We start from the raw sequence: 13,428 nt of genomic DNA on the forward strand, positions 1-13,428 counted from the left end.
GCCGGGAGATTTCCCGGCTTTTTTGCGTTTGGACGGCGCGGACGCAAGGCCGGCCCATGAAAAACGGCGCCCTGGGCGCCGTTGCGTTTGGAGCGAGAGCCTTCAGTCGGCCATCGCCTCGCCCATGCGCACCGCGCCGGCGGCTTGCCAGGCGGGGTTGAAGCTCAGCGGGCCTTGCGGGAACAGCAAGACTACGGTGGAGCCCAGCAAGAAGCGGCCCATCTCCTCGCCCTTGGCCAGACGGATGTCCTGGTCGCGGTAGTCCCAGTGCCGGATCTGGCCCGGCCGCGGCGGATTGACCACGCCGTGCCAGACGGTGGCCATGCTGCCGACGATGGTGGCGCCCACCAGCACCAGCGCGAAGGGCCGGCCGTCCTGCCCCTCGAACAGGCAGACCACGCGTTCATTGCGCGCGAACAAGCGGTCCACGCCGCGGGCGGTGGCCGGGTTCACCGAATACAGCTCGCCTGGAACATAGCTCATCCGCAGCAGGCGGCCGTCGCAAGGCATGTGGATGCGATGGTAGTCGCGCGGGCTCAGGTAGATGGTGGCGAAATGGCCGTCGTCGAAACGGCGCGCGGATTCGGCGTCGCCGGCCAGCAGCGCCTGGGCGGAGTAGCTGCGGCCCTTGGCCTGGAAAATCTGCCCCTGCTCGATACGGCCGAACTGGCTGATGGCGCCGTCCACCGGGCACGCCAGCCGTTCGCTCGAGAGCGGGCGCGCGTCGGCGCGCAGGGCGCGGGTGAAGAAGGCGTTGAAGCTGGCGTAGGCGGAGGGATCGCTGGCGGCGGCTTCATTCATGTCCACCTGATAGCGGGCGATGAAGCGGCGGATGATCCATTGCGTCAGGCTGCCGCCTTCCCAGTTGGCGATGCGGCCCGCCAACCGGGTCATGGCCAGCTTGGGCATCAGATGTTGCAACAGCACGAACAGGCGTTCGGACACTGGTTTGTCCTCGATCAATCTGACTAAACCCAAGAGTATAACCGATCTGCCGGCGTCTGATCGCTTGCGCTTTGCTTAAAGCTTAGGCAATTGCCAAGCAAAAATAGACATAATGTCCGATATTTTTGGCTTGGACATCGGGTGTAACGTTTTAATCACAGTTTTCAGCGTGAAGATTTGACTTTATGTCTTGCTTGCCGGTAGGCTGGATCAAAATTTGCTGCGGGAGCACATGATGCAATTGGACATTGAACGCTTGATTGCGGACTTCGGCGGGCCGGGACAGCTGGCTGAGGATCTGAATCGCTTGTTCGCCGATGAGCCGGTGACTCGGGCGGCGATATACAAATGGAGAGAACGCGGCAGCCTGCCATTGGCCCAGCTCAACAAGCTGGCGGTGATGGCGGCCAGCCAGGGTAAACGCTTCGATTTCAACGATTATCTGATCGGCGTCGGGACAGGCGCGGAAATTGCAATGCAGGGACCAGGGAGAAACAGCCAGATGGGCAATCGTCTTTATATATTCGACACCACCTTGCGCGACGGCGAGCAATCGCCGGGCGCATCGATGACCAAGGAAGAAAAGATCCGGATTGCCCGCCAGCTGGAGCGTCTGGGCGTGGACATCATCGAAGCCGGTTTCGCCGCGGCGAGCCCGGGCGACGCCGACGCCATCCACGCCATCGCCGAAGTGATCAAGGACTCCACCGTCTGTAGTCTGGCCCGCGCCAACGAGCGCGACGTCCGCGCCGCGGGCGAAGCGATCAAGCCGGCGGCGCGCGGCCGCATCCATACTTTCATCGCCACCAGCCCCATCCATATGGAGAAGAAGCTGCGCATGAGCCCGGACGAAGTGGTGGCGGCGGCGGTGGCGGCGGTGAAAATCGCCCGCGAATACACCGACGACGTGGAGTTCTCCGCCGAAGACGCGCTGCGCTCGGACATCAACTTCCTGGCGCGCATTTTCGGCGAAGTGATCAAGGCCGGCGCCACCACGCTGAACGTGCCGGACACCGTCGGTTACGCGGTGCCCTTCATCACCGAGGCTTTCTTCCGCGAATTGATCGCCAAGACGCCGGGCGGCGACAAAGTGGTCTGGTCCGCCCACTGTCACAACGACCTGGGCATGGCGGTGGCCAACAGCCTGGCCGCGGTGCTGGGCGGCGCGCGCCAGGTGGAATGCACCATCAACGGCCTGGGCGAGCGCGCCGGCAACGCCAGCCTGGAGGAAGTGGTGATGGCGGTGCGCACCCGCAAGGACGTGTTCGCGCTGGAAACCGGCATCGACGCCACCCAGATCGTGCCGGCCTCCAAGCTGGTGTCCACGGTGACCGGCTATCCGGTGCAGCCCAACAAGGCCATCGTCGGCGCCAACGCCTTCGCCCACGAGTCCGGCATCCATCAGGACGGCGTGCTCAAGCACCGCGAAACCTACGAGATCATGTCCGCCGAATCGGTGGGCTGGAGCACCAACCGCCTGACCCTGGGCAAATTGTCCGGCCGCAACGCCTTCAAGACCAAGCTGATCGAGCTGGGCATCGTGCTGGACAGCGAAGAAGCGCTGAACGCCGCCTTCGCCCGTTTCAAGGAGCTGGCGGACCGCAAGCGCGAGATTTTCGACGAGGACCTGCACGCGCTGGTGTCGGACGAGTTCAGCACCGTCCGCGAAGAGGATTACAAATTGGTGTCCTTGAAGATCGCCACCGAAACCGGCGAAGCGCCGGTGGCCTCCATCGTCTTCCTGGCGCACGGCGAAGAGCGCCGCGCCCAATCCAGCGGCTCCGGTCCGGTGGACGCCGCCTTCAAGGCGATTGAAAGCGTGGCCGCCAGCGGCGCGGAACTGGAACTGTACTCGGTGAACGCCATCACCAAGGGCACCGAATCCCAAGGCGAAGTGACGGTGCGCCTGGCGCGAGACGGCCGCATCGTCAGCGGCCTGGGCGCGGACACCGACATCATCGTGTCCTCGGCCAAGGCCTATCTGTCGGCCTTGAACAAATTGATGAACCAGGAGCAAAAGCTGAACGCACAAGCGCTGGTATGAGGTTTTCCGGCCGAGGCGGCCAGCGCGGCGCGTCGTCGACAAGGTTTTCCATCCCGTCCTTGTCGGCGTGCAGTCAGCGTTAGACCGTCCGGCCCAGGGAGTTCACTTTATCGAGTGTGAAGTCCATCAGGCCCACAAGGCCGACCCTTTTTGCCCCGGCTCACAAGGCCGCGCGGCGGACAGCCGACCCATGAGGTCGGCGTCGTTGCGCGGCGGAGCCGGGGCTTTTGCGTTTTACGCGCGGACGGGCCGGCGCTAGACTGCCAGCTCTCTCCTTCCCCATTACGGAAAGCGCCCATGTCCGCAGCCTTCTTCATCACCGGCACCGATACCGAAATCGGCAAGACCCACGTCGCCGTGCAATTGATCCGCCAATGGCAGGCCGAAGGCAAGCGCGTGCTGGCGATGAAGCCGGTGGCTTCCGGCTGCGAACTGCTGGCCGACGGCAGCTGGTGGAACGACGACGTGGCGCGGCTGACCGCCGCCACCGGCCAGTCCGATCTGGAACTGATGAACCCCTATCGATTCCTGCCGCCGGTGTCGCCGCATATCGCCGCGAGCGAGGCCGGCGTGGACATCCGGCTGGACGTGATCGTCGACCATTACCAGCAATTGGCCGCTTGCGCCGACGTGGTGGTGGTGGAGGCGGCGGGCGGCTGGATGGCCCCGCTGTCCGACCGGCTGTTCATGGCCGATATGGCCAAGGCCTTGCAACTGCCGGTGATTCTGGTGGTGGGCATGCGGTTGGGCTGCATCAACCACGCTTTGCTGACCGCGCGCGCGGTGCTGGACGCCGGGCTGCCGCTGGCCGGCTGGGTGGCCAATCGAGTGGTGCCGCAGCAACAGGCCTACGAGCAGAACCTGGAAACCCTGCAAAGACACATGCCGGCGCCGCTATTGCTGGAAGTGCCGCACCTGGCCGGCGAACCCAACTGAGCCGCCGGGCGCGGAACGGCGCGCTCAGCGATTCCCATCCGTAATATTTTATTGCGTTGCCGCAAGACATTTTCTTGTTTTCCTTGACCTTTTTTTCTAGCATGCCATTAACCGGTCATGGGAATAGACCGGACCAGTCAGCACCATTTCATGTCAGTTGAGGATTTCTAGGGGGGCTCCATGTCCTGTATGCGCGTCCTTTGCTGTTGGCTGCCGATATCCTGCGCGTCAGCGGCCGAGTTGAATCTGCAAGCCCCCGTCACTCCCATTGCCCGCCAGCAATACGACTTGCACACCATGTTGCTGGTGATCACCTGCGTCATCTTCGCGCTGGTGTTCCTGGTGATGATGTACGCCATCGTCCGCCACCGCAAAGCCGCCGGCCATCAGGCCAAGCACTTCCATGAAAACACCACGGTGGAAATCATCTGGACGGTGATTCCGCTGCTGATCCTGATCGGCATGGCTTGGCCGGCCACCAAGGCGGTGTTGTCGCAGAAGAGCACGCGCGGCGAGGACATGACGGTCAAGGTCACCGGCTATCAATGGAAGTGGCGTTACGATTATCTGGACGATAACTTCGGCTTCATGAGCCATTTGTCCACGCCGCGCGAGGCCATCGCCAACGCCGCGGCCAAACCGGTCAATTACCTGCTGGAAGTGGACGAGCCGCTGGTGGTGCCCACCGGCAAGAAAGTGCGGCTGCTGCTGACCGCCAACGACGTGATCCACTCCTGGTGGGTGCCGCAGCTGGGCGTCAAGCAGGACGCGGTTCCCGGCTTTTTGCGCGACAGCTGGTTTCGCATAGACAAGCCCGGCACTTATCGCGGCCAGTGCTCCGAGTTGTGCGGCAAGGACCACGGCTACATGCCCATCGTGGTGGAGGCCAAGACGCCGGACGACTACGCCAAGTGGCTGGAAGCCAAGAAAAAGCAAATGGCCGCGGCGGCGGACGATCCCAACAAGGTGTGGACGCTGGCCGATCTGAAAGCCCGCGGCGAAAAAGTCTACGCCCAGAACTGCGTCGCCTGTCATCAGGCCAACGGCAAGGGCCTGCCCGGCGCCTTCCCGGCGCTGGACGGTTCCAAGATAGCCACCGCCGACAAGCCGGCGCACATCCACATCGTCTTGTTCGGCAGTCAGAAAAACCCGGCGATGCAAGCCTGGGGCAAACAGCTGTCCGATACCGACATCGCCGCGGTGATCACCTATGAGCGCAACGCCTGGGGCAACCACACCGGCGAATTGGTGCAGCCCAAAGAGATCAAGGCGGCCCGCGGCGCCACCGGCTGAGGCCGGGAGCGGCGGCGAACCCATGCAAGGAGAGCGATATGGCAATTGTCGATGACGCCGGCCATGCCGGGCACGCGCCGGGGCATCACGAGCGCCCGCGCGGCATCATGCGCTGGCTGGCGGCCACCAACCACAAGGACATCGGTTCGATGTATCTGTGGTTCTCCTTCATCATGTTCCTGTCCGGCGGGGTGATGGCGCTGTGCATCCGCGCCGAACTGTTCCAGCCCGGCCTGCAGTTCTTCCAGCCGGAGCTGTTCAACCAGTTCACCACCCTGCACGGCCTGATCATGGTGTTCGGCGCCATCATGCCGGCCTTCACCGGCCTGGCCAACTGGATGCTGCCGCTGATGATAGGCGCGCCGGACATGGCTTTCGCCCGGATGAACAACTGGAGCTTCTGGCTGCTGCCGCCGGCGGCGCTGCTGCTCCTGCTGTCCTTCATCGTGCCCGGCGGCGCGGCGGCGGCCGGCTGGACGCTGTACGCGCCCTTGTCCACCCAGATGGGCATGGGCATGGACATGACCATCTTCGCCATCCACATCATGGGCGTCAGCTCCATCATGGGGTCGATCAACATCATCGTCACCATCCTCAATCTGCGCGCGCCGGGCATGACCATGATGAAGATGCCGATGTTCGCCTGGGCCTCGCTGATCACCGCCTACCTAATCATCGCGGTGATGCCGGTCCTGGCCGGCGTGGTCACCATGGTGTTGACCGACCGTCACTTCGGCACCCATTTCTTCAACGCCGCCGGCGGCGGCGACCCCATCCTGTATCAGCACGTGTTCTGGTTCTTCGGCCATCCCGAGGTCTACATCATGGCGCTGCCGGCCTTCGGCATCGTCAGCCAGGTGATTCCCACCTTCGCCCGCAAGCCCTTGTTCGGCTACGCCTCCATGGTTTACGCCACCTCCAGCATTGGCATCCTGTCCTTCATGGTGTGGGCGCACCATATGTTCGCCACCGGCATGCCGGCCACCGCCCAGCTGTTCTTCATGTACGCGACCATGCTGATCGCGGTGCCCACCGGGGTCAAAGTGTTCAACTGGGTGGCCACCATGTGGGAGGGCAGCATGACGTTTGAAACGCCCATGCTGTTCGCCATCGGCTTCATCCTGCTGTTCACCATAGGCGGCCTGTCCGGCGTCACCCTCAGCGTGGCGGCGGTGGACATCCAGCTGCACGCCAGCTACTACGTGGTCGCCCATTTCCATTACGTGCTGGTGGCCGGGGCGCTGTTCAGCCTGTTCTCCGCCATCTATTACTGGTTTCCCAAGATGACGGGCAAGATGTACCACGAGGGCCTGGGCAAGCTGCATTTCTGGTGGTCCTTGCTGTGGTTCAACGTCACCTTCTTCCCCATGCACTTCCTCGGCCTCGCCGGCATGCCGCGGCGGATTCCCGACTACGCGCTGCAATTCACCGAGTTCAACCAGCTGGCCAGCATCGGCGCCTTCATGTTCGGCCTGGGGCAGTTGATCTTCCTCTACAACATCCTGCGCTCGCTGCGCCACGGCAAGCCCGCGCCGCAGCATCCGTGGGAGGGCGCCAATACGCTGGAGTGGGCGATTCCCACCCCGGCGCCCTATCACAGCTTCGCCGAAGCGCCGCAGCTGGAGGTGATTGAAAACGGCGTGGTGGTGTCCAGCACCGGCGGCGAGCACCACTGAGGACGATGCGATGGAAGCCGCCGCCAAGCAGGGCCGCAGCAACCGCCAGCTGATGAAGAAACTGGCGGTGGTGGCCTTGCTGATGTTCGTTTTCGCCTGGGGGCTGATCCCGCTGTACAAGGTGGTGTGCGAAGTCACCGGCCTCAACGACGTGGTCAAGGCGGACAGCCTGGACGACACGGCGACAAACGGCGGCGCGGCGGCGCACGAGGTGGACATGACTTTCGACGCCACGGTGCAGGCCGGCTTGCCGTGGCAGGTGCGGCCCTTGCAGACCCGGCTCAAGGTGAAGCCGGGCCAGTTCGTGCAAGTGGAGTACGAAATCACCAACGCCAGCGGTCAGCGGGTGGTGGGGCAGGCGATTCCGCGCTATCTGCCCGCCGCCGCCGGCGAGTACGTCAAGAAGCTGGAGTGCTTCTGCTTCCGCCAGCAGGCCTTCGCGCCCGGCGAAACCAGACGCTTTCCGGTGGTGTTCGTCGTCGACAAGCGCTTGCCGGCCTCAATAGACAGCATCACGCTGGCCTATACCGTGTTTGACGTGCCGGGCAATGCGGGAGCGGGCTCATGAGGGCATGGCAAGGCGTTTTGGCGGTGTTGTCCGCCTTTTTCGGCGTGCGCCGCAAGGCGGACGCGCGCGAGGACAGCAAGCTCTCGCCGCTGCAGCTGATACTGACCGCGCTGCTGCTGGCGGCGACTTTTATCGGCGTGTTGCTATTGGTGGTGCGGCTGGCCACGTCCTAATCGGTGTGCAGGGAGAACGCAATGACGACAGCGAACGAGCGGGAACAGACGCATTACTTTGTGCCGCAGCCATCGCGCTGGCCGGCGGTGGGCGCGGTGGCGCTGTTCTGCCTGGGCTTGGGCGCGGCTTTCGCCGTCAACGGCCAGCCGCTGGGCAAGCTGTCGCTGGGCGTGGGCGCGCTGATACTGATCTATATGTTGTTCGGCTGGTTCGGCGACGTGATCCGCGAAAGCCGGCACGGCGACTACCAGGGCAAGGAAGACATGTCCTTCCGCTGGGGCATGGGCTGGTTCATCTTCTCCGAGGTGATGTTCTTCGGCGCCTTCTTCGGCGCCTTGTACTGGGTGCGGGTGGTGTCGGTGCCGACCTTGGGCGAGATGGACTACAAAATCTTGTACCCGGATTTCGAGCCGTCCTGGCCGCTGCTGACCGGGCCGGGCATCACCAAGCCCTATCAGGCGATGGGGCCTGGGGCCTGCCGGCGCTGAATACCCTGATCCTGCTGAGTTCCGGCGCGATGGTGACCTGGGCGCATTGGGCGCTGCTGCAAGGCCGGCGCGCGCAATTGAAGCTGGGGCTGCTGTTGACCGTGTTGCTGGGCAGCTTGTTCCTCTGCCTGCAGATGTACGAATACGGCCACGCGATGAGCGAGTTGAATCTGAGCCTGGCCTCCGGCGCTTACGGCATGACTTTCTTCATGCTGACCGGTTTTCACGGCCTGCACGTGCTCTTGGGCACCATCATTCTGGCGGTGGTGTGGCTGAGGGTGATGCGCGGGCATTTCGACGGCCAGCATCATTTCGCCTTCGAGGCGGCGGCCTGGTACTGGCACTTCGTCGACGTGGTGTGGCTGTTGCTGTTCGTCTTCGTCTACTGGCTGTGAACCGCGCGGCCGGACCAAAGGCCAGGGGCCGCGCCGGGACGAGGGCGGCCGGCTCGGCTAAGCTTGATGAGGGCGCCACCAGCCGAACAGCGCGCCCAGCAGCAAGAGCAGGAACAGGCCGATGGACAGGCCGATGCGCAAAGTGAGGGAGCGAACCAGACGTTGAGAGCCTTGATCGGACTTCAGCAGGCCGGTCAGGCCCCAGAACAGGGCAAGCACGATGCAGGCGAGCAAGAACAGAATGACAAGTTTCATTGCGGAATCCCCCGGTCGATTGGGCCGTCGATCTACAGCTTTGAAGTCTAGCGGCAAACGGCTGGTTTGGCTGTGTTTATTGGCCATGGCGGTGCTGCCTTTCTTTTTGGCGGCCTGGCAATGGCAGCGCGCGCAGGAAAAGTCCGAATTATTGCGCTCGCTGACCAGCGCCATCGGCGTTCCGCCGGTCAGCCTGATTTATCGCGAGGCCCGCCCGCAGCCGGAATTCAGCCGGGTGGCGCTGCCCGGCGCGCAGCCGGCCGGCCCGGCCTTGCTGTTGGAAAACAGCTATCTGGGCGAGGTCAAGGGCCGGCGCATGCTGCAGCCCTGGCGGCTGGAAGACGGCGCGATGGCCCTGTTGGACCTGGGCTGGCTGGCCGACGGCGTGACGCCGCCCGCCGTCGATCCGAAAACGCTGACCTTGCGCGGACACTGGATGCCGCTGCCGCGCCACTTCGTGCTGCCCGGCGCGGTGGCCGGCGTGGAGGGCCGCGTCGACGCCATCGACATGGTCGCGCTGCGCCAGCGCTACCCCGGCCATTGGCATCAGGGCGTGGTGGTGCTGGAGCACTCGCCGGACCCGCTGCGGCATTGGCCGGTGCTGCCGGAATTCATGCCGGAGCGCCATTACGCCTATGCGGCGCAGTGGCTGCTGCTGGGCCTGTTATTGCTGCTGTCCTTGCATTCGCTGAGGAGACGTTCCCATGAGCCGCGTCGATGAAGCGTCCCCCGAGCCGTCCCGGCGCCGCGGCCGGCTCAAGCTGCTGTTGATGGCGGCCATCTGCCTGGCGCCGGTGCTCGCCTCTTGGGCGGCTTACCGGCTGATGCCGCCGCAGGGCGGCAAGAGCTACGGCCAATTGCTGCCGACGCGGCCGTTCGCGCTGACCGGCGCGCAAGGATGGCCGCGCGGCAAATGGGTGCTGGCGGCCAGGATAGAACCGGGCTGCCAGACACGCTGCCAGCAGCGCTTTTTCGCGATGCGCCAGATTCAGCGCGCGCAGGGCGAGGCCGCCGGCCGTCTGACCCGGCTGGGCTGGCAGGAGAGCGCCGCGCACGAGGAGGTGGACGCCACCCACATCGTGCAAACCGCGCAGACGGACGTCGACGGCGGCGGCTACTACCTGGTGGACCCCTTGGGCAACCAGGTCTTGTTCTATCCCGACGCCGCCGATCCCAAGAAAGTGATTCAGGAAATAGGCCGCGTGCTGAAAACCAATAACGGCATCGGTTGAGCTCGTTAAGCCGCGGCGCCCGCGCGGCCCGCGACATCCGCAGTTTCTTGGCCGCTCGACAAGGGGAGAGCAGCATGAGGCGACTGATCTGGCTGGCATTCATCCTGGCATGCGTGGTCGTGCCTTTCGGCGCCTATGTGCGCCTGTCCGACGCCGGGCTGGGCTGTCCGGACTGGCCGGGCTGTTACGGCCAGATCTCCCCGCATCACGCCGCGGAACGCATTCAGCAACAGCAAGCCCAGAGCCCGGACGGCCCGGTCAGCCTGGGCAAGGCCTGGAAGGAAATGAGCCATCGCTATCTGGCCGGCGCGCTCGGCGCGCTGATCGTCGCCATCGGCTGGCAGGCGTGGCGGCGGAAACGCCACCGCCGGGTCGCCGGGACGCTGTTGGCGGTGGTGCTGCTCCAGGGCTTGCTGGGCATGTGGACGGTGACCTTGCTGCTCAAGCCGGCCATCGTCACCCTGCACCTTATCGGGGGCGTGTCGGTGCTGCTGCTGCTGGCCTGGCTGGCGCTGTCGCCGCGGCTCGCTCCGGTGGACGCGCCTACGTCGTTGAGCTGGCTGGCGCGCGCTCTGGCGCTGGCTGTGGCTTTGCAATTGGCCCTGGGCGGCTGGGTGTCCACCAACTACGCCGCGCTGGCCTGTCAGGGCTTTCCCGCCTGCAATGGCGAATGGTGGCCGCAGATGCGCTTCGAACACGCTTTCCATCTGTTCCGCGCCTTGGGCGAGGCGCCGGACGGCAGCCCGCTGGCGGTGGGCAATCTGGTGGCGGTGCATTGGCTGCACCGGCTGGGCGCCGCCCTGGTGACCGTCTTGTGCCTGAGCGCGGCGCGCGCCGGCTGGCGGCTGCCGGCGCTGCGCGGCCACCTGTGTTGCTTGCTGGCGGCGCTGTCGCTGCAGATCGGGCTGGGCATCGCCAATGTGTTGCTGGCGCTGCCCTTGCCGGTGGCGGTGCTGCATAACGCCGGCGCCGCCTGTCTGCTGCTGATCAGCAGCCTGCTGGCGCTGCGGCTGAGGCCGGCGCGCGCCGCGCAGGCGCGGCCGGTCGGGCCTTTGCCTCGTCTTTCCAAAAACCATCGCGAATGGGTTTGAGCGCCGCATCCTGAGGGGGAAAAACATGAACGCAGCGGAGCTTCAGCAGGCGCGCCAGCACGCGGTCGCCTTGATGCAACTGGCCAAGCCCCGGGTAGTGGGGCTGATCGTATTCTGCGCGGTGATCGGCATGTTTCTGGCGGGGCCGGGCTGGCCGGATCCGGCGCGCCTGTTGCCGGCCACCGCCGGCATCGCGCTGGTGGCCGGCGCGGCGGCGATGATCAATTGCCTGGTGGAGCGCACGGTGGACGCCAATATGCGCCGCACCGCCTGGCGCGCCACCGCCCGCGGCGAGGCCGGTGCGGCCGAGACCCTGATCATCGCGCTGACCGCCGGCGGCATCGGCATGGCCTTGCTGGCCGGCCTGGTCAACGCCTTGACCGCCTGGCTGACGCTGGCCACCTTCGTCGGCTACGCCATCGTCTACACCCTGCTGCTCAAGCCCAATACGCCGCAGAACATCGTGATCGGCGGCGCCAGCGGCGCGATGCCGCCGGTGCTGGGCTGGGCGGCGATGACCGGGGAGGTGCACGCGTTCGCGCTGGTGCTGTTCCTGATCATCTACGCCTGGACGCCGCCGCATTTCTGGGCGCTGGCGCTGTACCGCCGCGACGATTACGCCCGCGCCGGGCTGCCCATGCTGCCGGTGACCCACGGCCAGCGTTTCACCACGCTGTCCATCTTGCTGTACTCGCTGCTGTTGTCGGCCATCACCCTGTTGCCGGTGGCGATGGGCGCGGCCGGCTGGCTCTATCTGCTGGCGGCGCTGGCGCTGGACGCGCGGTTGCTCTTCCTTGCCGTGCGCCTGCATCGCCAGTATGCTGACGCTCTGGCCCGCCGCGCCTTCGCCTGGTCGATCTGGTATCTGACCTGGCTGTTCGCGGCCCTGCTGATAGACCATTACTGGCTGATACCCGTTTCCTGATGCGCAAATTGATAAAACTCGCCGGCTGGCTGCTGCTGCCGTTGTGGCTGGCCGCGTGCTCGCCGAATGAACCCAAGCTGGATTTGAAAGGCACCGACGTCGCCGGCGCGTCGATAGGCGGCGATTTCACGCTGACCGACCACCAAGGCCAGCGCCGCAGCCTGTCCCAATACCAGGGCAAGGTGGTGGCGCTGTTCTTCGGCTACACCCATTGCCCGGACGTCTGCCCCACCACCATGCTGGAATACGCTGCGGCGGTGAAGCAGCTGGGCGAGCAGGCCAGCCAGGTGCAGGTGCTGTTCGTCAGCATAGACCCGGAACGCGACACGCCGCAGGTGCTGGCCGGCTATGTGCCGCATTTCAATCGAAGCTTCGTCGGTCTGACCGGCACGGCTGGCGAGGTCGAGCAGATCAAGAATCAATACAAGGTCGTCGCCCAGCGGGTGAGCCAGCCGGGCGGCGGCTATAGCGTGGACCACAGCGCCGGCTCCTATCTGTTGGATAAACAGGGCCGTTTGCGAGTGTTTGAGGCCTATGGCACGCCGTCGGCGAGCTTGGCTCATGATATTGGCCAGTTGTTACGCTAAACTTGGCGTATCGGAAACTGACGCAGACATGAAAGTCGGATCAAAGTGAGCAACGACCATAACGCTGGCGCAACATCCGGCTCGCAGCCATCGTTGGACCTCGCCAAATACACGCTGTCCACGTCGGTGGAGATCGCCCATCATCTGGCCGGCATCGCCAAGAATGGCCACATGGTGACGGTGTTTTCCAATAAGGGAAAAACCTTCATCCTGACTCGTTTCCTGGAGGTGGACCATAAGGCGGGCACGCTGGTGTTCGACTGGGGCGCGGACCCGGAGACCAATGAACATCTGCTGGCCAGCGAGCGCAATGTCTTCGTCTGCTCGCCGGAGGGCGTCAAGACCCAGTTCGTCACCGGCCAGGTGCGCCGGATAGACTGGGAGGGCCAGCCCGCCTTCCAGGCGGATTTGCCCGAGCAGGTGATCAAGCTGCAGCGCCGCGAATTCTTCCGCATCCAGACCCCGGCGGCCAGCCCGGTGATGTGCCATGTGGCCGATTACCCGCACAAGCCGATCGACCTGGCCTTGTTCGACGTCAGCCTGGGCGGCGTCAGCATGTGGCTGCCGCAGCCGGCCACGCCCGGCTTCGACATCGGCCAGCAATACCAGCGCTGCACGCTGGACCTGAAACCGCTGGGCGGGCTGCATATCGGGCTGGAAGTCCGTCACCGGCTGGCCGCCAAGCTGCGCAACGGCAACGAGGCCGTGCGCATCGGTTGCTCCTACCTGGGGCTGACGCCGGCGATGGAGACGCTGATCCAGCGCTACGTCGGCCTGCTCGAGCGCGAACGCCGCGCGCTGGTCGGCTGAATCCGCGCG

The 13,428-nt window shown here is 64.9% G+C and carries 16 protein-coding genes; 14 read left to right on the forward strand and 2 right to left on the reverse strand.

Translation table 11 applies throughout. The features are described 5' to 3' along the window. Nucleotides 1-102: 102 nt before the first annotated feature. Nucleotides 103-945 carry an archaetidylserine decarboxylase gene (gene asd, locus HQN78_RS20460; RefSeq protein WP_227105566.1) on the reverse strand — a complete coding sequence of 281 codons (843 nt, stop codon included), beginning with the start codon at nucleotides 943-945 and terminating at the stop codon, nucleotides 103-105. Nucleotides 946-1,180: 235 nt separating this feature from the next. On the opposite strand from asd, the gene HQN78_RS20465 reads away from it, so the two are divergent. From HQN78_RS20465 to HQN78_RS25615, 8 genes are all read left to right on the forward strand, one after another. Beyond that, entirely contained in the window at nucleotides 1,181-2,989 is a 1,809-nt protein-coding gene (locus HQN78_RS20465; protein WP_235085884.1) for a 2-isopropylmalate synthase, read from the forward strand. A gap of 297 nt (nucleotides 2,990-3,286) precedes the next feature. Then, complete coding sequence (gene bioD / locus HQN78_RS20470) at nucleotides 3,287-3,925, forward strand: dethiobiotin synthase (RefSeq protein WP_235085887.1); 639 nt, start codon at nucleotides 3,287-3,289, stop codon at nucleotides 3,923-3,925. A 189-nt stretch (nucleotides 3,926-4,114) separates the two neighbouring features. Beyond that, a complete protein-coding gene (gene coxB / locus HQN78_RS20475; RefSeq protein ID WP_370646616.1) occupies nucleotides 4,115-5,218 on the forward strand; it encodes a cytochrome c oxidase subunit II in 1,104 nt (367 codons plus the stop codon). Between the two features lie 38 nt (nucleotides 5,219-5,256). Then, entirely contained in the window at nucleotides 5,257-6,894 is a 1,638-nt protein-coding gene (gene ctaD, locus HQN78_RS20480; protein ID WP_107800996.1) for a cytochrome c oxidase subunit I, read from the forward strand. Between the two features lie 10 nt (nucleotides 6,895-6,904). Then, on the forward strand, nucleotides 6,905-7,462 hold the full coding sequence (locus tag HQN78_RS20485) for a cytochrome c oxidase assembly protein (RefSeq protein ID WP_235085890.1): 558 nt from the start codon (nucleotides 6,905-6,907) through the stop codon (nucleotides 7,460-7,462). After that, a complete protein-coding gene (locus HQN78_RS20490; RefSeq protein WP_081544914.1) occupies nucleotides 7,459-7,635 on the forward strand; it encodes a DUF2970 domain-containing protein in 177 nt (58 codons plus the stop codon). The genes HQN78_RS20485 and HQN78_RS20490 overlap by 4 nt, the downstream gene beginning before the upstream one ends. 21 nt (nucleotides 7,636-7,656) lie before the next feature. Next, complete coding sequence (locus tag HQN78_RS25610; protein ID WP_255701190.1) at nucleotides 7,657-8,124, forward strand: cytochrome c oxidase subunit 3; 468 nt, start codon at nucleotides 7,657-7,659, stop codon at nucleotides 8,122-8,124. 29 nt (nucleotides 8,125-8,153) lie between these two features. Then, a complete protein-coding gene (locus tag HQN78_RS25615; protein ID WP_255701191.1) occupies nucleotides 8,154-8,519 on the forward strand; it encodes a cytochrome c oxidase subunit 3 in 366 nt (121 codons plus the stop codon). 57 nt (nucleotides 8,520-8,576) lie between these two features. Here HQN78_RS25615 and HQN78_RS20500 read toward each other — a convergent pair whose 3' ends face one another. Continuing rightward, nucleotides 8,577-8,774 (reverse strand): DUF2909 family protein, encoded by a 198-nt coding sequence (locus tag HQN78_RS20500; RefSeq protein ID WP_019102806.1) that lies wholly within the window; start codon nucleotides 8,772-8,774, stop codon nucleotides 8,577-8,579. Between the two features lie 91 nt (nucleotides 8,775-8,865). Here HQN78_RS20500 and HQN78_RS20505 point away from each other — a divergent pair, with 91 nt between their 5' ends. The 6 genes from HQN78_RS20505 to HQN78_RS20530 all read left to right on the forward strand — a co-directional run bounded on the left by HQN78_RS20505 (nucleotide 8,866) and on the right by HQN78_RS20530 (nucleotide 13,419). Next, nucleotides 8,866-9,495 (forward strand): SURF1 family protein, encoded by a 630-nt coding sequence (locus tag HQN78_RS20505; RefSeq protein WP_235085892.1) that lies wholly within the window; start codon nucleotides 8,866-8,868, stop codon nucleotides 9,493-9,495. Continuing rightward, entirely contained in the window at nucleotides 9,479-10,006 is a 528-nt protein-coding gene (locus HQN78_RS20510; RefSeq protein WP_107800992.1) for a hypothetical protein, read from the forward strand. Before HQN78_RS20505 ends, HQN78_RS20510 begins: the two co-directional genes overlap by 17 nt. 74 nt (nucleotides 10,007-10,080) lie before the next feature. After that, entirely contained in the window at nucleotides 10,081-11,097 is a 1,017-nt protein-coding gene (locus HQN78_RS20515) for a heme A synthase (RefSeq protein ID WP_235085895.1), read from the forward strand. Nucleotides 11,098-11,122: 25 nt separating this feature from the next. Continuing rightward, complete coding sequence (locus tag HQN78_RS20520; protein WP_019102802.1) at nucleotides 11,123-12,022, forward strand: heme o synthase; 900 nt, start codon at nucleotides 11,123-11,125, stop codon at nucleotides 12,020-12,022. Beyond that, on the forward strand, nucleotides 12,022-12,609 hold the full coding sequence (locus HQN78_RS20525) for an SCO family protein (protein ID WP_227105544.1): 588 nt from the start codon (nucleotides 12,022-12,024) through the stop codon (nucleotides 12,607-12,609). The genes HQN78_RS20520 and HQN78_RS20525 overlap by 1 nt, the downstream gene beginning before the upstream one ends. A gap of 93 nt (nucleotides 12,610-12,702) precedes the next feature. Beyond that, entirely contained in the window at nucleotides 12,703-13,419 is a 717-nt protein-coding gene (locus HQN78_RS20530; RefSeq protein ID WP_227105543.1) for a flagellar brake protein, read from the forward strand. The last annotated feature ends 9 nt before the right edge of the window (nucleotides 13,420-13,428 follow it).

Origin of the sequence: Chromobacterium sp. Beijing (genome assembly GCF_021496765.1) — a bacterium.
GTDB lineage: Bacteria > Pseudomonadota > Gammaproteobacteria > Burkholderiales > Chromobacteriaceae > Chromobacterium.

Coding starts and splice junctions, on each gene's coding strand:
- HQN78_RS20465 (WP_235085884.1), top strand. CDS start 1,181: ATGCAATTGGACATTGAACGCTTGATTGCGGACTTCGGCGGGCCGGGA.
- bioD (WP_235085887.1), top strand. CDS start 3,287: ATGTCCGCAGCCTTCTTCATCACCGGCACCGATACCGAAATCGGCAAG.
- coxB (WP_370646616.1), top strand. CDS start 4,115: ATGCGCGTCCTTTGCTGTTGGCTGCCGATATCCTGCGCGTCAGCGGCC.
- ctaD (WP_107800996.1), top strand. CDS start 5,257: ATGGCAATTGTCGATGACGCCGGCCATGCCGGGCACGCGCCGGGGCAT.
- HQN78_RS20485 (WP_235085890.1), top strand. CDS start 6,905: ATGGAAGCCGCCGCCAAGCAGGGCCGCAGCAACCGCCAGCTGATGAAG.
- HQN78_RS20490 (WP_081544914.1), top strand. CDS start 7,459: ATGAGGGCATGGCAAGGCGTTTTGGCGGTGTTGTCCGCCTTTTTCGGC.
- HQN78_RS25610 (WP_255701190.1), top strand. CDS start 7,657: ATGACGACAGCGAACGAGCGGGAACAGACGCATTACTTTGTGCCGCAG.
- HQN78_RS25615 (WP_255701191.1), top strand. CDS start 8,154: ATGGTGACCTGGGCGCATTGGGCGCTGCTGCAAGGCCGGCGCGCGCAA.
- HQN78_RS20500 (WP_019102806.1), bottom strand. CDS start 8,774: ATGAAACTTGTCATTCTGTTCTTGCTCGCCTGCATCGTGCTTGCCCTG.
- HQN78_RS20510 (WP_107800992.1), top strand. CDS start 9,479: ATGAGCCGCGTCGATGAAGCGTCCCCCGAGCCGTCCCGGCGCCGCGGC.
- HQN78_RS20515 (WP_235085895.1), top strand. CDS start 10,081: ATGAGGCGACTGATCTGGCTGGCATTCATCCTGGCATGCGTGGTCGTG.
- HQN78_RS20520 (WP_019102802.1), top strand. CDS start 11,123: ATGAACGCAGCGGAGCTTCAGCAGGCGCGCCAGCACGCGGTCGCCTTG.
- HQN78_RS20525 (WP_227105544.1), top strand. CDS start 12,022: ATGCGCAAATTGATAAAACTCGCCGGCTGGCTGCTGCTGCCGTTGTGG.